General features: G+C 59.3%; 16 protein-coding genes and 1 pseudogene. 12 read left to right on the forward strand and 5 right to left on the reverse strand.

Features of this window, described 5'->3' with window-relative positions:
- Window positions 1-69: 69 nt before the first annotated feature.
- The 3 genes and pseudogenes from AC0YNU_RS27780 to AC0YNU_RS27790 all read left to right on the forward strand — a co-directional run.
- The gene (locus tag AC0YNU_RS27780; RefSeq protein WP_475762373.1) at window positions 70-393 is read left to right on the forward strand and encodes a hypothetical protein; all 324 of its coding nucleotides are present in this window, start codon (window positions 70-72) and stop codon (window positions 391-393) included.
- Between the two features lie 47 nt (window positions 394-440).
- Window positions 441-1,520 carry an FAD:protein FMN transferase gene (locus AC0YNU_RS27785; protein WP_475762550.1) on the forward strand — a complete coding sequence of 360 codons (1,080 nt, stop codon included), beginning with the start codon at window positions 441-443 and terminating at the stop codon, window positions 1,518-1,520.
- A gap of 34 nt (window positions 1,521-1,554) precedes the next feature.
- Window positions 1,555-1,956, forward strand: a pseudogene (locus tag AC0YNU_RS27790) (ferric reductase-like transmembrane domain-containing protein); the annotation flags it as partial.
- 253 nt (window positions 1,957-2,209) lie between these two features.
- Here AC0YNU_RS27790 and AC0YNU_RS27795 read toward each other — a convergent pair.
- Complete coding sequence (locus AC0YNU_RS27795; RefSeq protein ID WP_475762374.1) at window positions 2,210-3,355, reverse strand: nitric oxide synthase oxygenase; 1,146 nt, start codon at window positions 3,353-3,355, stop codon at window positions 2,210-2,212.
- Window positions 3,356-3,613: 258 nt separating this feature from the next.
- Here AC0YNU_RS27795 and AC0YNU_RS27800 point away from each other — a divergent pair, with 258 nt between their 5' ends.
- Window positions 3,614-4,660: an NADH:flavin oxidoreductase/NADH oxidase gene (locus tag AC0YNU_RS27800; RefSeq protein ID WP_475762376.1), complete on the forward strand. Its 1,047-nt coding sequence runs from the start codon at window positions 3,614-3,616 to the stop codon at window positions 4,658-4,660.
- Window positions 4,661-4,797: 137 nt separating this feature from the next.
- On the opposite strand, the gene AC0YNU_RS27805 is transcribed toward AC0YNU_RS27800, so the two are convergent.
- Window positions 4,798-6,861, reverse strand: a complete 2,064-nt coding sequence (locus tag AC0YNU_RS27805; protein ID WP_475762378.1) for a beta-galactosidase — start codon at window positions 6,859-6,861, stop codon at window positions 4,798-4,800.
- Between the two features lie 129 nt (window positions 6,862-6,990).
- Between AC0YNU_RS27805 and AC0YNU_RS27810 the strand changes: the two genes are divergently transcribed.
- From AC0YNU_RS27810 to AC0YNU_RS27840, 7 genes are all read left to right on the forward strand, one after another.
- The gene (locus tag AC0YNU_RS27810) at window positions 6,991-7,830 is read left to right on the forward strand and encodes an AraC family transcriptional regulator (RefSeq protein ID WP_475762380.1); all 840 of its coding nucleotides are present in this window, start codon (window positions 6,991-6,993) and stop codon (window positions 7,828-7,830) included.
- A 105-nt stretch (window positions 7,831-7,935) separates the two neighbouring features.
- The gene (locus tag AC0YNU_RS27815; RefSeq protein ID WP_475762382.1) at window positions 7,936-8,811 is read left to right on the forward strand and encodes an SDR family oxidoreductase; all 876 of its coding nucleotides are present in this window, start codon (window positions 7,936-7,938) and stop codon (window positions 8,809-8,811) included.
- 164 nt (window positions 8,812-8,975) lie between these two features.
- Window positions 8,976-9,791 carry a hypothetical protein gene (locus tag AC0YNU_RS27820; protein ID WP_475762384.1) on the forward strand — a complete coding sequence of 272 codons (816 nt, stop codon included), beginning with the start codon at window positions 8,976-8,978 and terminating at the stop codon, window positions 9,789-9,791.
- Window positions 9,792-10,107: 316 nt separating this feature from the next.
- The gene (locus AC0YNU_RS27825) at window positions 10,108-11,736 is read left to right on the forward strand and encodes an arylsulfatase (RefSeq protein WP_475762385.1); all 1,629 of its coding nucleotides are present in this window, start codon (window positions 10,108-10,110) and stop codon (window positions 11,734-11,736) included.
- Between the two features lie 35 nt (window positions 11,737-11,771).
- On the forward strand, window positions 11,772-13,166 hold the full coding sequence (locus tag AC0YNU_RS27830; RefSeq protein WP_475762387.1) for an ABC transporter substrate-binding protein: 1,395 nt from the start codon (window positions 11,772-11,774) through the stop codon (window positions 13,164-13,166).
- A 95-nt stretch (window positions 13,167-13,261) separates the two neighbouring features.
- Window positions 13,262-14,200, forward strand: coding sequence for a carbohydrate ABC transporter permease (locus tag AC0YNU_RS27835; protein ID WP_475762389.1), 939 nt, complete (start codon window positions 13,262-13,264; stop codon window positions 14,198-14,200).
- Window positions 14,201-14,212: 12 nt separating this feature from the next.
- Window positions 14,213-15,076: a carbohydrate ABC transporter permease gene (locus AC0YNU_RS27840; protein WP_475762392.1), complete on the forward strand. Its 864-nt coding sequence runs from the start codon at window positions 14,213-14,215 to the stop codon at window positions 15,074-15,076.
- 793 nt (window positions 15,077-15,869) lie between these two features.
- Here AC0YNU_RS27840 and AC0YNU_RS27845 read toward each other — a convergent pair.
- Together AC0YNU_RS27845 and AC0YNU_RS27850 are read right to left on the reverse strand one after the other, a co-directional pair.
- Complete coding sequence (locus AC0YNU_RS27845; protein ID WP_475762394.1) at window positions 15,870-17,873, reverse strand: GTP-binding protein; 2,004 nt, start codon at window positions 17,871-17,873, stop codon at window positions 15,870-15,872.
- On the reverse strand, window positions 17,857-18,369 hold the full coding sequence (locus AC0YNU_RS27850) for a metallophosphoesterase family protein (protein ID WP_475762396.1): 513 nt from the start codon (window positions 18,367-18,369) through the stop codon (window positions 17,857-17,859). Before AC0YNU_RS27850 ends, AC0YNU_RS27845 begins: the two co-directional genes overlap by 17 nt.
- Before the next feature lie 270 nt (window positions 18,370-18,639).
- On the opposite strand from AC0YNU_RS27850, the gene AC0YNU_RS27855 reads away from it, so the two are divergent.
- Window positions 18,640-19,113 (forward strand): GNAT family N-acetyltransferase, encoded by a 474-nt coding sequence (locus AC0YNU_RS27855; protein WP_475762398.1) that lies wholly within the window; start codon window positions 18,640-18,642, stop codon window positions 19,111-19,113.
- Window positions 19,114-19,201: 88 nt separating this feature from the next.
- Here AC0YNU_RS27855 and AC0YNU_RS27860 read toward each other — a convergent pair whose 3' ends face one another.
- On the reverse strand, window positions 19,202-21,862 hold the full coding sequence (locus AC0YNU_RS27860; protein WP_475762400.1) for an ATP-dependent DNA helicase: 2,661 nt from the start codon (window positions 21,860-21,862) through the stop codon (window positions 19,202-19,204).
- Window positions 21,863-21,925: the final 63 nt, after the last annotated feature.

Genomic DNA, 21,925 nt, shown 5'->3' on the forward strand with positions numbered 1-21,925 from the left:
CGCTCTTCATGCATAACCGTTATACTCTAGTTTACCCAGATTATTCGTCCTTAAAGGAGGCTGGTCCTAATGAAAGCGGCAAAATGGCTAAAATGGAAGGTCGGCGCAGTGTGCACGGTCTTGCTCGTGCTCGTTTTTCAGCTCATCAAGTCCAGTCCCCAGTATCAAAACCAGGTCGATATAACCGCGGCTTCCAAAAACCCGCCCGACTTCAGCGACCTTCGCGCCGACGATGGGGATGACATCATGCAGGAATGGCAGGATCAGGAGCCCGGTGATGCGTTTCAGGACACGAACCGCACGGAGAACCGGTCCTTCACCAGGCACGGCGGTCGCGACGACGGGCAGCAGCAAGAAAACGGCGGGTTCGACACCCGTACAGGCCGATCGTAACATGCCGTTCTCTCTGCGGCGGATAGGAGTTGCTTTGCTTGCATCGTATGGATCACGAAGCATCTGAACGGCTTTTCGCGTTTGAATTCCGCGCTATGAATACATCCATCTCCTGCGCCCTGGCCTACGAGAGCGAGGAGCAGGCCGAACGGTTGCGGCAGGCTGCAACCTCCTGGTTCCGTTATGCGGAGGAACGGTTCAGCCGTTTCCTTCCGACCAGCGAGCTTGCCTATCTCAACCGCCTCGCTGGCGCAGCGTGTCTCATTTCTTCTGCCATGCTCGAGGTACTTCAGCTCACGGAAGCGTACCGCCGGCAAACGGACGGTGCTTTCAATCCGTTCATTCTGGACGCTCTCGAGCGCTGCGGCTACGATAGGTCGTTCGAGCGGCTGAACACGCCGGATATCGAAACTACGCACTCATTAACAAACTCTTCAACAAACTCTTTGATAACGCTGTCCGCTCCGCAAACCAACAGATTAAGCACGCACGCTCACTCGCTCACGATTGATCCCTCTATGAAGTCCGTCAAACTACCCGCAGGCACGTCGATCGACCTTGGCGGTATCGTAAAGGGCTGGGCCGTCAGACGCTTAGCCGCTTGGCTTCGCCGGAAACACCGCGTGCCGAGCGGACTCGTCAATGCCGGCGGCGATCTCGCGGTCTGGAGCGCCGGCCCGGATGCAGATGGTCCGGCCGAAGAGTATCCTTGGCGAATCTGCATTGAGCATCCGTGGCCAGAGGCGGAGGGCGCCCACATTGGCATCCTCGTACTGGGCGAAGGTGCAGCTGCCACGTCAAGCGCGCTCGGACGCCGCTGGGAGACCGCTGCCGGATCGATGCATCATTTGATTGATCCTGTCACGCTGCGTCCCGCGGAGAGCGACATCGTCCAATGTACCGTCAGCGGCAGCGATCCCGTCGCCTGCGAGGTGTGGGCCAAGACGCTGTGCATTCTCGGCAGCGACGCCGGCATCGCTCTGCTTGCCCGCGCGAAACCTCCCATTGAAGCGCTGCTGTTCGGCCGCGACAAAGAGATCCTCTATTATGGCGCAGCCGCTTCGCTCGGCGCGAAATGGCGGGGGGTTCCCGTAACGCGCCTGATCACGGCCGGTTCATCACTTTGACTTGGCGATCAATTAACGGATTGGAGGAAGCCATATGATCGATCTGCTGCTGCAGCTGCCCACTTGGGTTATTATTCGCGTCGCCGGCATCGCCTCGTTCTGTCTGTTGACGCTCGGCATGGCCATCGGCATCTCGTACAACTTCGCCTTTTGGCCGCGCGGCTCCAAACGCCGCTTATACCGGTTCCATTCCTTCTGCACGATTGCCGGCACGGCCATCGGTCTGCTTCATGGCGCATTTACGGTTATCGATACGTACGTGCCTTACTCCTGGGTCGACTTGCTAGTTCCGTTCAGCTCCGATTATTCGCCCGTATGGAGCGGCTTGGGTTCGCTCAGCGGCTACGGCATGCTGCTGGTCATCCTCACGACGGATTTGCGCAACAAGCTGAAACGCCCTGTCTGGCTGCTATTCCATCTGCTCTCCTACCCCGTCTACCTGCTTGCGCTTCTGCACGGCTTCTTCCTTGGCAGCGACAGCGAGCTGTTCGGCATACGTCTCTTGTACGTCTTGTCCGTTGCGCTCCTGCTCGGGCTAACGGCTGCCCGAAGGACGTTGAACGCGCCGGCAGCGGAAGCACCGCGGATTCGTCACCTTGAAGCCGTCCAGCCATCGATCGATGGACAAATAAAAACCGCCAGGCGCAAGGCCCAGCGGCTATCCATTCAGTTTCGATTCAGGTCCGATTTCATAGCGAGTTCTCGCCCTTCCGGTCCATGCGGGGCAGCGCCTGCTGATAAAAATAATTCGGTTTCTTCTCCGTGTCGTCGAAGCGCGTATGGAAGATGCCCGTCGTTGCCGGAGACAGCGGCGGAATGAGCCACGACCACCGTCCCGTCGGCGTGCGGCCGTTCTGCCGCTCCTTCTCCGCGAACAAGGCAAACTGCTTGCTCGCCGTGTGATGGTCGACAATGGTCACGCCCTTCGACTTGAACGAATGCAGCACCGCCACATTCAGCTCCACAAGCGCCCGGTCCCGCCACAGCGTAGCTTCCCTGGCCGTATCCAGCCCCATCAAAGCAGCCAGCTTGGGCAGCATATCGTAACGGGCGGCGTCCGCCAGATTGCGCGCGCCGATCTCCGTTCCCATGTACCAGCCGTTGAAGGGCGCCGCCGTATAGTGCAGCCCGCCGATTTCCAGCCGCATGTTGGAGACGAAAGGCACGGCGTACCATTTCAGCTCCAGCTGCCCGAAGGACGAAAGATCCGGATGAACGAGCGGCACCTCCAGCACGAGACCGTCCGGCAAGTCGAACCAGCGCGGCTCGCGTCCTTCGATCTGAACGACAAGCGGCAGCACGTCGAAATGCGTTCCTTTTCCGCGCCAGCCGAGCTCTTCGCACAGCCGCGTCAGCTCCGCCGAGATCGGATCCCCGATCACGGACCCGTCTGCCCGCGCATACCCCGCATACCGAACGAGCTGCTCGTTCCAAATCCGGATTTGCGGCCGGTCCGCATCCGCCGATGGAGCGAAAATCGTAATCGTGGGCAATATTTTGCCGCCGTTCGTAGCATATTCGATATGTCGAAAGACCGCGTCCGCGATCTCGTCTTCCGTCTTCGCCGCGCGCGCGTCCTGAACGATCAGCGAATCCCAGAACAGCCGCCCGATGCAGCGGTTGCTGTTGCGCCATGCCAGCTTCGCGCCGTACGCCAGCTCTCCGCTCGTATGCGTATAGGTTCCGGACTGCGCCAGCTCGCCTGCGATCTGCGACAATCTAGCCTCGGTCTCCTGCCGCGACAGGCCGAGCTCCGCTCCGTATTGTTCGATAAAACGACCGGCTTCTTCCAGCAGCTCCTGCTGGCCGACGGCCGTCGATGGATGTGGTGTCATTTGCGATCCCTGCCCGCTAACTAATTTTGCTTCCGTTGACCACGGCTGCATGTCCGTTCTGCTCGAGGAAGCCGGATGAATGCTGCACACCCCGACATCCGTCGGTGAACGCAAACCAATCATCCTATTATAACAGTTTTCAACCACCGTTTTCTCGGGTAAGGAGGTCAATCCTGTGAATTTACTTTAAATAAGTAAGTTACTAGATTATAATGAACGGAAGATTGTATCCGTATCGCGAGAAGGAGTGGATCCCGCTTGACCCAAAACCTTATTTCCAGCCCCTACGAGCTGAAAAGCTTGTCGCTGCGCAACCGGACCGTAATGGCGCCGATGTGCCAATATGCCGTCGACGCGAAGGACGGAATTCCGAACGAATGGCATTACGTCCATTATGTGTCCCGCGCCATCGGCGGAACCGGCCTGATCATCATGGAAATGACGGACATCGAGCCGGACGGCCGCATTACCGATCACTGCCTTGGCCTATGGTCGGATGCGCATATCCCGGCATATCGGCGCATCATCTCGGAGGTGCATAAACACGGCGCGAAGATCGGAATCCAGATCGCCCATGCCGGACGCAAAGCCGAGCATATTCCCCAGCCGGTCGGGCCGTCGGACAAAGCATTCAGCGACGCCTACCGCAAGCCTCGCGCGCTGAGCACCGAAGAAGTCGTCGGCATGGTCGGCAAATTCAAGGACGCCGCGCGCCGCGCCGTCGAAGCCGGCGTCGACACGATCGAGCTGCACGGCGCGCACGGCTATCTGATCCATCAGTTCCACTCGCCGCTCATTAATGACCGGACGGACGAATACGGGCAGGACCGCGCCTTATTCGGCGAGCAGGTCATCCAAGCGGTTCGAAGCGTAATGCCGCCGGATATGCCGCTTATTATCCGCGTATCCGCAACGGAATACGCCGACGGCGGCTACGAGCTCGCCGAGGTCATCGAAGTGTTCCGCCGATACCGGGATGCCGGCGTCGATCTGTTCCACGTCTCCAGCGGCGGCGAAGCGCCGATGGGCAGCCGGAAGCCGAGCTTCCACCCCGGCTACCAGGTGCCGCTCGCGCGCGAGCTGAAAACCGCGCTGGGCGTGCCCGTCATCGCCGTCGGCATGCTCGAAGACCCGGCGCTCGCCGAGGCAACGCTGGCTAATGGCGACGTGGATTTGGTCGCCATCGGCCGCGGCATGCTGCGCGACCCGTACTGGGCCTTGCACGCCGTCCAAACCATTGCCGGTTCCAACACCGGCAACGGAGCCTCCGATTTTATTCCGCGTCAGTATCAGCGCGGATACTAATCAGCGCTCGTCGCCGAGAAACGCGATTGCTTTCTTAATCGCGCATCGCGTTAGGCGCCAGCAACTCAAACAAAGCCCCCTGCTTCCGCTGGTTAGCGATAGCAGGGGGCTTTTCGGTGCCTAGGAGCTTCGGGGATCTACGCCCGCCGCTTCAAGATCCGCACGCCGTAGACCGGCAGCGCCGCGCTGCCTTCGACTTGCTCGTCCGTCTCTAAATCTACGTACCCGCGCGCATCCAGCTCGATTTGCTGCGCCTCGCCGCTAAAATTCATCAGGAAGACGTACTCCGACTCGCCGTCCGTTCTGACCTGCGCGGTAACGCCGTTCGGCAGGTCGGCCGGCAGCGTCCGCGGCACGCCGGCTTCCTCGATAACGCGCGCATAGAACGCGTTCAGAAAATCGCCCTTCAAACGCGTCGCCATATGGTACGCGCGACCCTGTCCCAGCCGATTGACCGTAAGCGCCGGCCGGCCCGCGTAGAAGTCGTCCGTATACACGCCGAGCACCTCCGCGCTCTCCGCATGAATCAGCTCGCACAGCTCATGAGACTCGAAGCGGCCTTCGATGCCGAGCGGATTGCCCGCGGCAAGCTCGATGCCGTTGCGATCGCCATCGTACAAGCCGTCGATCTCTTCCGCCCAGATGCCAAGCGTCTTGCGCAGCGGTCCCGGCCATCCGCCCAGATGGACGAGATCCCGTTCATCCACGATGCCGGACCAGTACGTGGTCACGAGCGTCCCTCCGCTCTCGACGAACCGCTCCAGCTTGCGGCCGGTCTCCTCCCGGCACAGGTACAGCATCGGCGCCACGATCAGCCGATAGCCGGCCCAATCCTCCTCCGAGCCGACGATGTCCGTCGGCACGCCAAGCTCCCAGAACGCGCGATGATGCGCCATGACGGTCTCTTCGTAATGGATGCCGGTATTGCGCGGTCCCCCGGCGTCCTTCACCGCCCAGCGGTTGTCCCAGTCGAAGAGGATCGCGGTTTCCGCCGGCGTCGGCGTTCCCGTGATCTCCGATACCGCGGCCAGCGTCCGGCCAAGAGCGGCTACGTCCTCGAAGACGCGGGTATGCTCATGCCCCGCATGGTCGACGACCGCGCCATGGAACTTCTCGCTTGCTCCGCGGCTTTTGCGCCATTGGAAATACTGCACCGAATCCGAGCCGTGCGCCACGGCCTGCAAGGAGGAAAGCCGGTGCATGCCGGGACGCTTCAGCTTGCTGACCGCCTGCCAGTTGGTCGCGCTCGGCACGCTCTCCATCAGCAGGAACGGCTTCTGCTTCATCGAGCGATACAGGTCGTGATAGAACGCGAAGGAAGATGCGATGCCGCTGTCGTCTTTTGCCTCGTGCCAGGTCGGATACGCATCCCACGAGATGACGTCGAGCTCGCGCGCCAGCTTGCGGTAATCGAGCGACTCGATCATATGCATGTTGGTCGTGACCGGCAGCGCGGGGTTCGCCGAACGGACCGCCTCGATCTCGTGCTTGCAGAAATCGATCGTGCGATCCGTAACGAACCGCCGCCAATCGAGATTATGCCCGTGAACGGCGTATTCGCCGTGCGGCGCCGGAGATTCGATCTGCGACCAGTCCGTGAAGGTATGCGCCCAGAATGACGTCCACCAAGAGAAATTAAGCGCCTCCAGCGTCGCGTACTTGGCCTGCAGCCACTCGCGGAACGCGGCCTGGCAATAGCCACAGTGGCATTCGCCAAGATACTCGTTGGAGATATGCCAGCCGACGACCGCAGGATGCTGCGCGTAACGCTCCGCCAACAAGCCGTTGATGATGGCCGTCTTCTCGCGGTACACCGGCGACGAATAACAGTGATTATGCCGGATGCCGTGCAGATTGCGGACGCGGTTCGCTTCCGTGCGCAGCACCTCGGGATATTTCTCGGACATCCAGGCCGGACGCGCGCCGCTCGGCGTCGCAAGCCACGCGTAGATGCCGTTCTCCGCGAACGTATCCAACACGCCGTCCAGCCAGCCGAATTCGAATACGCCTTCCGCGGGCTCCAAGGCCGCCCATGAGAAAATACCGACCGCCATCACGTTGCAGCCGGCCAGCTTCATCAACCGGATATCCTCCTTCAGCACGTCCGGGTCATGCAGCCATTGGTCGGGGTTATAGTCGGCTCCGTGCATTAGTACGGGCAGCTTGTCGCTGACCGGGGAGAGCTTGCGCCATTTCTTCATGTTCATTTCGCTCCTCGTCGCATCGTCATATTCGCTCATCTGCTTTTATCTTAGTGCAAGCCTGGCGTATACTTGTAGAAGATTCGCCGCCAATAATCGTACAATCCGAACATGGAGCTGATCGTCGACATGATGCCCTTTCTGCTAGCCGAATTCGCCAACCGGGAAAAGGAACTGCCGCTCTACGTCTGCTGCATCGGCAGCCATGAGCAGAAGCAGCTGCAGCGCCAAGGCGGCTACCCGGCGCATCAGCTGTTTCTGTGCCGCCGGGGAAGAGGCACGTTCCGGCTCGCCGGAGGGCACAGCCTGTCCATGACCCCGGGAATGGCGCTCATTTTGCCGGCGGGGGTGCCGCATGACTATGCGCCGGCGAATGCGGATGACGAAGCATGGGATCTGGGCTTCATCGCCTTCGAAGGCCATCTTGCCCCCTCGCTGCTGGAGCAGATGGGCGGACTTACGCTGACCGCCGTCAAAGCGCCTAACTTCGACACCCTTTGGGAGCAGCTCTCGGCGCTGTGGCATCTCATCAGCTTGAACGGGGAGCATGCGTACTGGGAGGCGTCCAAACGGCTGTACGACATCTTGCTTACGCTGCTTGAAGGACAAGCGCCGGCGCGTCAAGAGCAAGGCGGCGTCTATCCGTTCCCGCAGTCCAATGCCGCACTGCAGGCCGCCGTCAAACTCATGCACGACCATTATAATGAACGGCTGCTGATCGCTAACATCGCCCGGGCCGTCGGCTACTCCGTGCAGCATTTTCACCGCTTGTTCGTGGCCGGTTACGGCATGACGCCGCAGCAGTACCTGCTTCAATTACGCATGCGGCGCTCGGTGCAGCTCATGGGCGATCACCCCGGCATTGCGGTCGAGAAGGTCGCGCAGCAGCTTGGCATGGAAACGAGTTACTTCATCCGCATGTTCAAACGAACGTACGGCGCCACGCCGAAGCAGTATGTGAAGCCGTGATCGAGCCGCTCGGGAATGCTTGTGACACCGCGCACAGACCCCGGTGAACCATAGGCTCGAATCCGAGCTTACGTCCTTATTCAACGTATCGAAGGAGGCATTCTCATGAAACCATTAGACGGTAAGATCGCCGTCGTGGCGGGAGCGACGAGGGGCGCGGGACGCGCCATCGCCGTCTGCCTGGCCGCCGCCGGGGCAACCGTGTACGCGACCGGTCGCAGCGTGCGCGGAAATCCGTCGGATATCGGACGCAAGGAAACGATCGAGGAAACGGCGGAGCTCATCGAGCGGCAGGGCGGCCTTGGCATCGCGGTTCGCGTCGACCATACCGAGCCGGAGGAAGTGCAGGCGCTCTTCCGTCGAATCGCGGAAGAACGGAACGGACGGCTCGATATCCTCGTGAACGACATCTGGGGCGGCGAATCGCTGACCGAGTGGGGCAAGCCTTTCTGGGAAGGCTCGCTGGACAAAGCGTTGCTCATGCAGCGGCGGGCCGTGCACTCTCACATGATTACGAGCTATTACGGAGCGCCGCTGATGGCGAAGCGCGGGTCGGGATTGATTCTGGAGATCACGGACGGCTTCGATTACCGGTATCGCGGCAACCTGCCTTACAGCCTGGCCAAGACCTCCGTGATCCACTTGGCCGAAGCCCAAGCCGCGGAACTGAAGCCGCACGGCGTGGCCGCCGTTGCCGTGACGCCGGGGTTTCTCCGCTCCGAGGAGATGCTGGACCACTTCGGCGTATCCGAGGCGAACTGGCGCGATGGCGTGGCCGCGGACCCGCATTTCCTGCAGTCCGAGACGCCGTACTTCGTCGGGCGCGGGATAGCCGCGCTGGCCGCCGATCCGGACGTTATGAACAAATCCGGACGAATCCTCACCTCATGGGGACTCTCCGACGAATACGGCATCGAAGACGTCGACGGCCGGCGCCCGCACTGGGGCCGCTACGCGGAGGAGCAGGGCTTTTATAAGTAACGGACGGCCAAGCATGGGTTGGCACCTGGCTTGTTAACCGATCGTCCGAACTTCCTCCGGCGTTTGCCGCCCCATGCCGACGCTCCTTCTCCCTCCGTTCGCAATCTCGTCAAAACATGATAAACTGAGGCTAACGACAAGGAAATCAGAAAGGCTGGTATCGGATGGAACATACGTTTACGATCGAGCCGGGCGGGTTCAGCGCGTTCGAGGACGAGGATGCGTTGATCGGGCAATGCAAGGAGTGGGGCCTGCTGTCCGACAAAGCGGTCAAGTCGAAAGCATTCGTCTACAAGCGGGGCGGCAGCACCCTGCCCTGCGCCATCGTCGGCTTCGTCGATTTTATGACGGCCGTCATTGAATTCGAGAACAAACAGCGGCATCTGATCCACCCTTCGCTGCTCAAGGAAATGCAGGCTTCCACGTACGGGCAGAGACAGCGCGCCTCGGAAGCGGCCGAGTCGGCGGAAACCGAGACGTCCGAGACGTCGGAAGAGACGGCGCTTGCGGAAGCAGCCGAGGTGAAAGAAGCTTTGGCGGACGAAGCAGCCGATTCTCCTAAAGCGAACATGCCAGAAAAGGCGCCAGCCGCCGTCATTCAACCGCCTGCGACGGACAAGCCTCAAACGGAAGATCAGCCGGAGAAGGCCGCGAAAGAGAAGCCGGCCAAGAAGAAATCGGCCAAGCCTCAGCTTCCCGAGGAGAAAATCAAGTTGTCCGCCGTGGTCAAGGAATTCACGACCGTGCCGAACCACTTCGCCGACGAGGACGACGAGGTCATCGTCTATGAGAACGTGACGATCGTCGAGCCGGAGCTCGAGCTCGGCGACGCTTGGTCCAGCCACAGCAACACGCTCAAGAAACTGGAGCTGGAAGTCGGAGACGCAATCACGTTCGAAGCGAAGATCGTCGCCAAGAAACTGACCAAGCATCCCGTCCCGTACAAGATCAACAATCCCAGCAAGATCGTGAAGCAATAGCCTTGCTAAGGCACAAAGAGACAGCCTCGGAATTCATCCGGATGCTGTCTCTTTTTGTTGATCTCTTATCCCTCGAACCGGAAGCGCCCTGTAAAAACAAACTATTTATGCAAAATCCCAAAAAATTGGTTGACGGAGCATTACTGGAAGGATATAGTAAACACATAAATTCACATTGAATTACTAGGTATTCATTAAGCGTCATTCCATAGCTCGACCAACCGACCGGATATCTGGAGGTTCCCATTGCATCGCATGCCACCCATGCCATGCCCCGGGAACCTCTTTTTTATTTATTTAGAGGGGGAGTTAACACGTGAGTCAACGACCGAACGTGCTTTTGATTTTGAACGACGACATGGGATACTCGGACATCAGCAGCTATGGCGGAGAAGTAGACACGCCTAATCTGGACCGGCTGGCAGCGAACGGACTGCGATTCTCGCAATTCTATAACACGGCCCGCTGCAGCCCTACGCGCGCATCGCTCTTGACCGGATTGCATCCGCATCAGACGGGCGTCGGCATCCTGGTCGATGACGACGGCCCCGAAGGGTACGCCGGCAACCTCAATCAGCGCTGCGTGACGATTGCCGAAGTGCTGAAGGCGCAAGACTACCGTACTTACATGAGCGGCAAGTGGCATGTCGCCACGGATATTTTCAACCCGAACGACACATGGCCGAGACAACGCGGCTTCGACCGCTATTACGGCATCATTACCGGAGCGGCGGATTATTACCAGCCGGTCACGCTGACGCGCGATAACGACAACGCGGAGCATGAGGCACTGGCGGACGACTTTTATTTGACGGATGCAATCAGCGACGACGCGGTCCGCAATATCCGCGATCATGTCGCGGCTAATGAGGGTAAGCCGTTCTTCCAATACGTCGCCTACACGGCTCCGCACTGGCCGCTGCATGCGCCCGAGGAAGATATCGCGAAATACAAAGGCCGATTCGACGAAGGCTGGGATGTTCTTCGCGAGAAGCGGCTGCAGCGCCTGGTCGAGCAGGGACTCCTGGATCCTTCCCTTGCGCTGTCGGAACGCGATCCGTCCCAACCGGCCTGGGAAGACGCAGAGGAGAAGGAGTGGCGGCTGCGGCGGATGGAGGTTTATGCGGCGCAGATCGACCGGATGGATCAGGGGATCGGGCGCATTTTGCAGGAGCTTGAGCGCACCGGTCAGCTGGATAATACCTTGATCTTGTTCCTTGCGGACAATGGCGGCTGCGCGGAAGAGCTTGACGAACCCTTCACGAGCTTCTTGAAGAAGCGCAGAAGCTTGCTGGAGCGGGCAAAGGACGGCAGCCCTATCGTGTACGGCAATAATCCGAGCGAACTGCCTGGCGCGCAGCGCACCTATCAGAGCTACGGCGTCGCTTGGGCGAACTTATCGAATACACCGTTCCGACTATATAAGCACTGGGTGCATGAAGGCGGCATTTCCACGCCCCTCATCGCGCACTGGCCGGCGGGCATCGGGGAGCAAGGCGGCATTCGTCATTCCCCGGGCCAGCTGACGGACATTATGGCAACCGTGCTCGAAGTTACCGGCGCATCGTACCCGCGGACGTATCAAGGACGCGACATTCTTCCGTTCGAAGGCGAGAGCCTTGCCCCGCTCTTCAAGGCGGAGTCCGACGACCGCAACAGAGGACCGCTGTTCTGGGAGCACGAAGGCAACAGCGCCGTTCGAATCGGCCAGTGGAAGCTCGTGCGGAATTATCCGGAAGCATGGGAGCTGTACGATATCGAGGTCGATCGCACGGAGCTGAACAATCTGGCGGCAGCCTACCCGGATAAGGTAAAAGAGCTCGGCAGCTTGTACGAACAATGGGCAGCAAGAGCCGGCGTCGTTCCTCGGGAGAAGATTTTGGAGATCTATTCCAAGGCGCGCGGCGAGGACATCTCGGGCGGAGCGCATTTTATCCAGAAGTAAACCATCCAACTCATGATCGGGAGATGACCATATCCATGAAAACGAAAACTTGGCTGGGCAGCGCCATTTCGCTGACCCTGTTAGCCAGCCTGCTCGGCGCATGCGGCTCGAACGGTAATGCGAACGATAGCTCGAACGGAAACGCAAAAACAAACGGAAGCTCGACCAACGCCGCCAACGCAGGCGATAAGTCGGACGCAGACACCAATGCAGACGCGGGCGCTGCCAAGAACGAACCTTCCGAGAAGCCGGTCACGATCGACTTCTGGTTCCCCGGCGAGAGCCAAGTGCTGGAAGACTATTTCATCAACGCGGCGAAGGAATTCGAAGCCTCGCAGTCCCACATTAAGGTGAAGGTGACGGTACTGCCCTCCGGGGCGGACGAAATCGACGCGAAGCTGAATGCCGCGAAGCTCAGCGGCACTTATCCGGACGTGTTCTCCGCTTATCTCATCTTCATGGGCACGCGCGGCGCGCTGAACGAATTTGCGGATCTGGGCGGTTACCTGGACAAATGGGAAGATAAGAGCGATATCCAGGAGAGCGCGCTGAACCTTGGCAAATATCAAGGCAAATCGATCGGCGTCGGCTACTTCCCGGCTCCGGAAATCATGACGTACCGGAAGGATTTCTTCACCGAGGCCGGTCTTGATCCGGAGAAGCCGCCCACCACTTGGGAGGAATTGAAATCGGACGCCGAGAAGCTGACCGTGAAGGACGACAAAGGCAACACTGTCCGCGCCGGCGTCGACGTTCCGCTGAACAACGCAAGCTCGTTCTTCGAATCGTTCATGCGTCAGAACGGCTCCCCCATCATTGACGAGGAGAAAGGCGTGCCGGCCTTCGCGGACCAGGCATCGACGGAAGCCTTCGAATACCTGACGGATTTGTACCAATTGGGCGCCATTCCGTACGATTATCAGAAGAAGGACACGGTACCGTTCGTGAGCGGCAAAGCGGCGATCTCCTACCTGACGCCGGCGGTCATCAGCAATCTGCTGAAAGACAAACCCGAACTCAAAGACAAAATCGGCTTCGGTCCCGTGCTGGAGCGGAAGAACCGCGTTGCCTTTACCGGATACCGCTTGTTCACGATCGGCAGCACCAGCAAGCTCAAGGACGAATCCTGGGCATTCATTAATTTCATGATGAGCAAAGACCAAATGTGGAAGCGGTATAAAGAGCTGCAAATTCCGATCGTGCGCAAGTCGCTGGAAGATCAGTTTATTTCCGATAATCCCGCGATAAACAGCGTACTTATCGATTACGTCAAGAACGGCAAAGGAAAGCCTGTTACGCCGTTCACGACCCGGTACAACAAATATATCCACCAGGCTTACGAAGAAACGGTAACCAAGGCCAAACCGGCCGCGAAGGCGCTGCAAGACGCCCAGGATGCGCTGGTTCAGGAATTGAAGACGATCAAATAATCAAATCGGTTGTTCCAGTCCAGCGGGGACGGGAGCCTTGCAACAGGCGCCTGTCCCGGCATTTTTTGCCTACGACAGACCAAGGAGGAGATCGTATGGAACGCGCAGCCGACATCGACATCCCTGCCGTACGGCCGGCAGAGGCCGACACCGTCGTTCGCAGACGGAAGCGCAGGCTCGATGCCGATCCGATCGGATACCTGCTTATATTGCCGTTTTATTTGTTTCTGATCGTATTCGTGCTGGTGCCGATCGGGTACAATCTGTTTCTCAGCTTTACCAATTACAATTTGGATACGATGCACGGGGTAGGATTCAATAACTACAAAGCGCTCTTCTACGACCGTTTTTTCGGCATCGCCATGAAAAATACGGCGATCTACGCCTTCTTCACGCTTTTCTTGACCGTCGTGTTCGGACAGATCTTCGCCGTGTTCCTCAACTATAAATGGGGCGGCATTAAATGGGTGCGCATGAGCTTCTTCTCGCCGTACGTCATCTCGATGGTGGCCGCGTCGATGATATGGCTGTGGATCTACGAGCCGAGCCACGGCATCGCCAACACGCTGCTCGATTCTTTCGGCCTTCATAATGTCCAGTGGCTGCAGGATACGAAATGGGCGATGCCGGCAGTTGTTTTTACGAGCTTTTGGAAATTTCTCGGGTATAACGTCGTCATCTTTCTCGCAGGATTGCAGGGCATATCCCGCGATTTATACGAGGCGGCGGCGGTCGATGGCGCAGGCGGATTCCGGCAATATCTGAAGATCACGATTCCTCAGCTGATGCCGGTTACCTTTTTCCTGATCGTTACCGGCCTGATCAACAACTTCAACGTGTTCGAGCAAATTCAAATCATGACGGGCGGCGGCCCGCTCAATTCGACGACGACGCTGGTCCACCAGATTTACAACCGGGCGTTCCAGGAATTCCTGATCGGTTATGCGGCAGCGATGTCCATCGTCCTGCTGTTCCTCGTCGCGCTCCTCACGGCGGCTAACTTCTGGTATGGCAGCCGCAGCCATGAATCATAGGGGGATGGCGTAATGGTCAAAAAATCGGTGGTTATTCCCGTGTCGGTCGTCATGGCACTCCTCTCGCTCGCCATGCTGGTTCCGTTTCTGATGATGATCCTGACGTCGCTTAAGACGATGGATGAGATTTTCGCGCCGCACTTCGTGTGGATTCCGGACAAATGGCAGTGGTCGAATTATAAGGAAGCTTTCTCGCAGGGCGACTGGGGGAGGTATTATTTCAACACGACGTACGTGACGGTCGTCACCGTCGTGCTCAGTCTGCTCATTAATTCGTTCGCCGGTTACGCGTTCGCGAAACTGAATTTCAAGGGCCGCGATCTCTTGTTTTTCATCTCGCTCGTCGGTCTGATGATTCCGCCGCAGGTCACGATGATTCCCGTGTTTCTGATCCTGAAGCATGTCCCTTTCGCCGGGGGCAACAATTGGCTCGGGGACGGCGGTCTCGGCTGGATCGACTCCTACAACGGGTTGATCGCGCCTTATGTGGCCGGCTCGTTCGGCGTCTTCTTGTTCCGGCAGTTCTTCCTGCAGATCCCGAGGGAGCTGGATGATGCGGCGAAGATCGACGGGATGGGGCGAATCCGCGCATTCTTCAAAATCTACGTGCCGCTCAGCAAGCCGGTGTTCGCTACGCTCATCGCGCTCAAAGCCGTGGCATCCTGGAACGAATACACGTGGCCGCTCATTATTACCAGTTCGGAGCACATGAAGACGGTGCAGCTCGCCTTGACGGTGTTCCGTGACGAGAACCAAACGCAATGGAATCTGATGATGGCCAGTACGACCATCATGGTGCTGCCGCTGCTCGTGCTGTTCATCTTCACGCAGCGCTATTTTATCGAGGGGATTGTGAGTACCGGGGTGAAAGGGTAACGGGTGAGGTGGCAGGCCATCTCGGCCTAAAGGCCGCCGTATAGAAAAACGAAAAGCTGCCACATGGCAGCTTTTCGGTGTTTTGCGGCCGTTTGGTGCTTCGAAAGCTGCTATTCCGCAGCTTTTAAGCGTGTTCCGGCGGCTTGGCGCTTCGAAAGCTGCTATTCTGCAGCTTTTAAGCGTGTTCCGGCCGTCCCGTGCTTCGAAAACTGCTAATCTGCAGCTTTTAAGCGTGTTCCGGCGGCTTGGTGCTTCGAAAGCTGCTATTCCGCAGCTTTGTGGCGTGTTCCGGCCGTCCCGTGCTTCGAAAGCTGCTATTCTGCAGCTTTTAAGCGTGTTCCGGAAGCTCGGCGCTTCGAAAACTGCTAATCTGCAGCTTTTAGGCGTGTTCCGGAAGCTCGGTGCTTCGAAAGCTGCTAATCTGCAGCTTTTAAGCGTGTTCCGGAAGCTCGGCGCTTCGAAAACTGCTAATCTGCAGCTTTTAGGTGTGTTCCGGCCATTTGGCGCTTCGAAAGCTGCTATTCCGCAGCTTTTAGATGTGTTCCGCCTGTCTGACGCATGGAAAGCTGCTATTCTGCAGCTTTCAGGCGTATCCCCGCCGCTCGGCGCTTCGAAAGCTGCTGCTCGGCAGCTTGCTCGACAGTCAAAAAGCCATCGGCCAAGCCGATGGCTTTTCTGCATAACGCGGCAGCCCTCCGGCCGCCGCCGTTCCCGTTCTGCCGCAACGATCCCGGCTCGTATTCCGCGGCCTTCGCTTAGCTTCAGGAAATGCCGCTTCCACGCTACGCTCAACCTACCCGCTCAACGCATTGCGCATGGAGAGAATATACTTCGCCTCTTCCAACGGATTGACGCCCCGCCGCTGGCGCGACACCTCCACGTCGGGCGGACATTCGCGGTAGCCGGCGAAGTACGTCGTGAGCGTGCCGCGTCCCTTCGTCATGGCGCCGAGACGCGCCGGGAAATCGAGCGTCGTCGCGACCGGCAGCAGCCCTTCCAGCTCCATCCGCTCCTGACGCAGCACCGGCGCCTCGAATTCGCCGCGCATGACGACGAGCTCGTTCATCAGCTTGCCGCCGTATTCCTCGGGCACCGACATGCGGAAGCGCAGCATCGGCTCCAGCAGCTTCGTGCCGACATTGGCCAGCCCGTTCATGATACCCATCGGCGTCGCGATGACGAAGTCGAGCGGGTGGGTGTGCCAGACATGATGCTCGCCTTCGACGAGCGTGACGGACAGGTCCGTCACCTCCCAGTTCCGCAGCCCCTGCTGCAGCGCTTCCGGAACGCGCCGCTCTACCTCGTTCTGGTAGCTGTCCAATAGACGCTCGCCTCGCACGAGGGACTTGTACACGAGACCGCTGCCCCGCTCTCCCGGCTCGATGACGAACCGCAGAATCGCCCAGCACGGCTTCGGCGCCAAGTACGCGACGAACCCTTCGCCCGCCATAGCCGGCGTCTCCTTATAAATGACAGACGGCGCGCCGAAGCTAACCGCCAGCTTGAACCGGCTTAGCAGGATAGAGGTCAGCACCTCCATTTGAATCGGCCCCATGACCTTGAGATGAAGCTCGCGCTCATCCTGCAGCCACTGCAAGTCCAGCAGCGGATCCTCGTCGGCCAGCTCTTGGAACGCAGCGACGACCGCGGGATATTCTCCTTCGCTGCCCCACTGCACCTGTACCGTGAGCAGGGGAACCGCGAGCCTTTTCTCGCCCGGCACGCCCTCCGGCGTACCAAGCACATCGCCGATACGCGCGCAGCTAAGTCCGTAGACGGCAGCAATGTCGCCTGCCGCAAGCACGCCGATATCCTCCGACTTCTGCCCATGAACCCGGCGGATCTGCGTTGCTTTATCCTGCATGTCCCGCGTATGGTTGTGTACGATGTCACGGTTGCGAATCGTGCCTTGGTAGAGGCGCACGTAAGCGATTTTGCCCATGACGGGATCTCGCTCCATCTTGAAAATCACGCCCGCGACCGGATCGGATTCCACCCCCGCCGGAGCAGGCATATAGGTCAGCACCGCATCCAGCAGCTCTTTTACGCCAATGCCGCGGTTCGAGGCGCCGAACAGTACCGGAAACAAGGTTGAACGATGCGTGCCTTCCACAAGCGCCTCCGCTACACTCTGACCGTCCAGCGATCGGCCCTCCAAATACGCCTCAAGCAGCGCTTCATCCTGCTCCGCCGCTGCCTCCAGCAGCTCTTGCCGGTACGAATCCGCCCATGGATTGGCCGCCAGCGCCTGACCGTCCAACAGATCCGCCGAGCCGGCAAAATCAGCCTCCGCTCCGATCGGCGCCGCAATCGGCACCGCGCCCGGCGACAGCAGACGCCGCAGGTCAGCGAGCACCCGCGGCGCATCCGCGCCGATCCGGTCCATTTTGTTCACGTAAATGATCGTCGGAATGCCAAGCTCGCGCAGCGCCTGCCAAATAATCTCTGTCTGCGCCTGCACGCCTTCCACCGCCGACACGATGAGTACCGCGCCGTCCATCACCCTCAGCGAGCGCTCCACCTCGGAGAGGAAATCGACGTGCCCCGGCGTGTCCACCAGATTGATCGCCGTCCCCTTCCAAGCAAAACGCGTCACCGCCGCGCGGACCGAGATGCCCCGCTCCCGCTCCACGTCCATCCAATCCGTCTGCGCCGTCCCCGCATCCACGCTGCCGAGGGAACGGATATGCCCGCTTTGATATAACATCTGCTCCGTCGTCGTCGTCTTGCCCGCATCGACATGGGCGAAGATCCCGACGTTGCGCAGATTGATGCTTGCTTCAGCTTTTATCGTCATAGTAGATGTGTTCCGCTTGAACCAGCCGGCCTCCTGTTATCGTGAATAGTCCGAAGGAATATTGAGGCTGCCTGCGCTTATCCGCCGCCGACCCCGGGTTGAACATCAGCACTCCGTCCCGTTCGCGCTTCAACGGCACATGCGAATGCCCGAAGACGATCACGTCGACGCTGCCGCGAGGGAACGATTTGAAAGCGTTGGTCTCGGTATCCTCGCGTTTCCCCGGCCCGACATGGCCGTGCACGATACCGATGCGCACGCCGCCGAGCGTAACGATTTTGCGCTCGCCGAACTTCGTCTCGATGTCCGAGCCGTCATTATTGCCCGCTACGCCATACGTCTCCGCATAAGCGCGCAGCATATCCCATACCGCCATCGTCATCCAGTCGCCCGCATGCAGAATGGCATCCGCGTCCACCAGTTCTCGAATTAGCCGGTCCGGCAGCTTCTTAGCCATGCGCGACATATGCGTATCGGAAACCACAACAATTTTCATGTCCGCTCAACTCCTTCGCCGCGCCCGTCGAGCCGCCTGCAGTCCGTGGCCTTGAGACGCTTATACCTTCATTATTGGGCAAAAACAGCCTTCGTTCAATAGCCGCGAGCGAAAAGGACAAGCCTCACATAAACCTTCCGCAATAATGTAGAAAAACCAAACTCCGCTCTGATTTGATCGGAAAAACCATTCCCTCTTTCCATTGTATATGTTAGATTATATTACATAATATATATTTTCTTCATGACACATAGAAGAGGAGAGAGCGCGATGCTGAAAATCCGCCGCTATTCCACCGCAGACCACGACGATATCTGGAGACTGCACCTTCTTGTTATTTCCGCCGCCGGCGTTGAGCCGACGCACCAGCATTACCATGATATTTTCCACATCGACGAACAGTATTTATCGAGCGGTGGCGAGTTCCTTGTCGGCACGGCCCAGAACGGCATGGTCGTTGCCATGGGCGGACTGAAGAAGCTGGACTTCGATACCGCCGAAATCAAACGTCTGCGCGTGCACCCCGATTTCCAGCAGCGCGGCTATGGACAGCTCATCCTATCCAGGCTGGAGGATCGAGCCGCGGAGCTTGGTTACCGGCATCTCTATCTCGATGCGCTGACCAATCAGCATGGCGCGAAGAAGCTGTTCGTGAACAACGGTTATGCGCATCGCGGCGCTTCCGTCATCGACGGCTTCTGGGTGAACGTGTACGAGAAGACGCTTCTCGGCACCTCTGTGTAACGACAGCGCGGCAAACTTTATCTAGGCCGGACAATTCAGACAGCCATGCTTTCAAGCAGCATTTAGGCATTCAACATGCCCGTTCTGCCTACAGCACCGTATAATTCAGCCATTCCTGCGGAAGCAGCCTCTGGTACGAGGGCTGCAGGTAGCGGTCATCGATGAGCAGAAGAATGCCCCGGTCCTGCTCCGAGCGAATGAGCCGCCCGCCTGCCTGCAGCACCTTGTTCATGCCGGGAAACAGAAACGCGTAATCGAAACCGTTGCGCCCCGTCCCATCGAAATACGCCTTCATGATATCCCGTTCGAACCCCACCTGCGGCAGTCCGACGCCGACAACGGCCACGCCCGTCAACCGGTCCCCCACCAAGTCGATTCCCTCCGCGAAAATACCGCCCATCACCGCAAAGCCGATCACCTGCTCCTCGCTGCCGCTTTGGAAGGCCGCGAGGAACCGCTCCCGCTCTTCCTCCGACATGCGAGCACTCTGCATAATGACGGTCGCGGCTTGGCCCTCCTTAGCTATGGCCGTCTCCACCGCAAGCTCCGAATGCGAAGAATCCGCCTCCACCGTTCGCTGCGCCATAAACCGCTCGTACGCATCCTCCATGTACGCGTAAGAAGGAAAGAACAACAGGTAATTACCCTTCCGTTCCCCCGTAATCCTGCTCAGCAGCGTGACGATCGGTTCCTTCGTCCGTTCCCGGTCCTGATACCGGGTGGACATCGGGCTGACGTACACGTCCAGCTGCTCCGCGGAGAACGGAGACGGGATGACAACGGCGTAATCCTCCTCGCCGTCGCTCCCCAGCATGTCCATGTAGTAAGGAAGCGGCGTCAGCGTGGCCGAGAAGAACACCGTCGAACGGTAGCCCTTGCTCATCGTTCGCAGCAGATGCGACGGATCCAGGCAGAACAGCTTGAGTCGCACCTCGCTCCGCGCGCATTCCGTATAGGTCACGTACCGTTCATCATAGAGCTTCGCCGTTCGAACGAAGTTCTGGCAGGCAAAATACAGCTCCAGCAGCTGCGCCGTACCCGCTCCGCCCCCGGGACGAGCACTCGCGGCGAGGACATCTCCCGCCTGCGGAAGCGCGCCGGCACGGAGACCGACGCTTCCGCCCTTGTCGCCCGATTTCGCGCCATCCGACCCTGCAGAGGCGAGACTGGAATCGGAGCCGCTATTGCTGGACGCAGCGGAATCATCGCTTGCAGCGAAATCCGAAAACAACCCGTCGCCCGCTCCTGCATAATCCACGCCGGCTTCTTCCTCTGCGTCAAACCCGGCTTCCGGACCGGCTTCCGTCAGCCTGTTCAATCGGCTCCCCGCTCCCGCTCTCGTCGCCGCCTCCGCATCCAGCAGCGCCCGCTCCGCCTGGACGACGAACGCCTCCGCCAGCGCGACCAGCTCCTCCGGCATTTCGCCGACCGCCTCCTGCTGCTTCTCTCCGATCCGCTTGCGCTGGGCGAGCAAATAATCGTTGACCGCCTTGGCCGCTCCGTACACGCCGGCGTTCACGCCTTTATAAGCGCGCTGCACCTCCAGAAAGGCGCTCTTATGCAGCTCGGCGGAATACATCTCCCGCGCCCGGTCCACCAGGTTGTGCGCCTCGTCGATAAGCACGGCCGTCTTGCGCTTCTGCTCCTCGAACATCCGCTTCAGGTTGACGCGCGGGTCGAAGACGTAGTTGTAATCGCAGATGATCGCATCCGCGCCATACGCGGCATCCAGCGAGAACTCGAAGGGACAGACCCGATGCTTGCGCGCGTAGGCTTCGATGACGTCCCGCGTCATTAACGTTTCATTGGCGCGGAGATCCAGCAGCGCCGCGTTGATGCGATCATAGTACCCGTCGGCGAACGGACAATGCTCCTTGCTGCACCGGACCTCCTCCTGGAAACAGATCTTCTCCTTCGCCGTCAGCGTCACGGCCTGTATATGCAGCCCCTTCGACTGCAGCAGGGCATACGCGTCCTCGGCGGCCACGCGGGCGATCGTCTTGGCCGTCAAATAGACGACGCGCTGCAGCAGCCCCTCCCCGATCGCCTTGACCGCGGGGAAGATCGTCGAGATCGTCTTGCCGATGCCCGTCGGCGCTTTCGCAAACAGCTTCCGTCCGTCCGCGATGCTCTTGTATACCGCGCCCGCGAGCTTGCGCTGCCCCTCGCGATAGGCCGCGAACGGAAACGGCAGCTCCTTGATGCTGCGGTCGCGCGCATCCATATGCTGCACCTGCTGCAGCGCGCAATCATAGTAGGCGCGAACCATTTCCTCCAGAAAGCGGTCCAGCTCCTCCCGCGTCCAACGCTGCCGGAAACGCCGTTCTTCCCCGCTCTGCACCTGGACGTATGTCAGTTGAACCGTGACGGCCGGAAGTCCGCGGTCCGCCGCGATCATGGAGGCGTAGCATCGCGCCTGCGCCCAATGGACGGGATACGTCTCCTCCGGCCCTCCCGGCAGGCGGCCGGAGGTAGACTTGATCTCGTCGACGACGATGCCTCCCGTCTCTTCGTCCGCCAGCAGACCGTCGCAGCGGCCATCCACGACAAAGAGGAGATCGTCCATGACGATCTCCCCTCTGACATACACTTCCCGTTCATCTTGTTCCCCGTATTGCTTCTGCACGCGCTGATGAATCTTCGTGCCTTCCGTCAGCGCAACCGCCGTCCGGAAGCCGGATTCGATGTCGCCGCTGCGATGCGCGTATTCGACCAGCGCACGCACCGACAGTTGAATGGTTGGATTCATCTCGCCGCCTCCGCCTCCTGCAAGAACATTTGTTCTTCCATTGTAACATAATCGCGGCCAGGT

Source organism: Paenibacillus sp. J31P316, assembly GCF_056269105.1.

Excerpts from the sequence above, each read along its gene's own strand:
- AC0YNU_RS27780 (WP_475762373.1), top strand. The coding sequence starts at position 70 with ATGAAAGCGGCAAAATGGCTAAAATGGAAGGTCGGCGCAGTGTGCACG.
- AC0YNU_RS27785 (WP_475762550.1), top strand. The coding sequence starts at position 441 with ATGGATCACGAAGCATCTGAACGGCTTTTCGCGTTTGAATTCCGCGCT.
- AC0YNU_RS27795 (WP_475762374.1), bottom strand. The coding sequence starts at position 3,355 with ATGACACCACATCCATCGACGGCCGTCGGCCAGCAGGAGCTGCTGGAA.
- AC0YNU_RS27805 (WP_475762378.1), bottom strand. The coding sequence starts at position 6,861 with ATGAAGAAATGGCGCAAGCTCTCCCCGGTCAGCGACAAGCTGCCCGTA.
- AC0YNU_RS27810 (WP_475762380.1), top strand. The coding sequence starts at position 6,991 with ATGATGCCCTTTCTGCTAGCCGAATTCGCCAACCGGGAAAAGGAACTG.
- AC0YNU_RS27815 (WP_475762382.1), top strand. The coding sequence starts at position 7,936 with ATGAAACCATTAGACGGTAAGATCGCCGTCGTGGCGGGAGCGACGAGG.
- AC0YNU_RS27820 (WP_475762384.1), top strand. The coding sequence starts at position 8,976 with ATGGAACATACGTTTACGATCGAGCCGGGCGGGTTCAGCGCGTTCGAG.
- AC0YNU_RS27830 (WP_475762387.1), top strand. The coding sequence starts at position 11,772 with ATGAAAACGAAAACTTGGCTGGGCAGCGCCATTTCGCTGACCCTGTTA.
- AC0YNU_RS27835 (WP_475762389.1), top strand. The coding sequence starts at position 13,262 with ATGGAACGCGCAGCCGACATCGACATCCCTGCCGTACGGCCGGCAGAG.
- AC0YNU_RS27840 (WP_475762392.1), top strand. The coding sequence starts at position 14,213 with ATGGTCAAAAAATCGGTGGTTATTCCCGTGTCGGTCGTCATGGCACTC.
- AC0YNU_RS27845 (WP_475762394.1), bottom strand. The coding sequence starts at position 17,873 with ATGACGATAAAAGCTGAAGCAAGCATCAATCTGCGCAACGTCGGGATC.
- AC0YNU_RS27850 (WP_475762396.1), bottom strand. The coding sequence starts at position 18,369 with ATGAAAATTGTTGTGGTTTCCGATACGCATATGTCGCGCATGGCTAAG.
- AC0YNU_RS27855 (WP_475762398.1), top strand. The coding sequence starts at position 18,640 with ATGCTGAAAATCCGCCGCTATTCCACCGCAGACCACGACGATATCTGG.
- AC0YNU_RS27860 (WP_475762400.1), bottom strand. The coding sequence starts at position 21,862 with ATGAATCCAACCATTCAACTGTCGGTGCGTGCGCTGGTCGAATACGCG.